1 pseudogene is annotated in these 399 nt (G+C 29.3%); it reads left to right on the forward strand.

Annotation, left to right across the window (positions count from 1 at the left end):
• Positions 1–59: 59 nt before the first annotated feature.
• Positions 60–399 (forward strand): annotated as a pseudogene (locus DMC01_RS12855) (restriction endonuclease); the annotation flags it as partial.

The following is a 399-nucleotide window of genomic DNA, read 5'->3' on the forward strand; positions in this document are numbered from 1 at the left end:
AGCTACTAAAATAAGAATTTGAATAATGTCATAAAGCTAAAATCAAAATTCACGCCACTTTGCGAAACGCTAGAATTCAGCTTGCAAATGATTTATACGGCATTGAAAATGCGGCTTATCACATAATCGCACGAAGTGAAAATAAGCTGATATTTTTTGAAAGTGATTATGAAAAAATCGACATTTCAAACTTGCAAAATATCAAAAATTCACGCACTTCTTTAAATTTTAGCGATGGCAAAAACGAATATTTTTTTAATCACTCAAAAAGTGTTTTGCAACGCAAATTTTACTTGCCACAAAATTTTTCTAGCATTGAGATTAAAATCATTGAAAATCCCTTTAAAATCTTACTTTCGCTAAAAGATATATTATCAAAAGCTAGTCCCCAAAAATCAA

The sequence above is a fragment of the Campylobacter troglodytis genome (assembly GCF_006864425.1).
GTDB lineage: Bacteria > Campylobacterota > Campylobacteria > Campylobacterales > Campylobacteraceae > Campylobacter_D > Campylobacter_D troglodytis.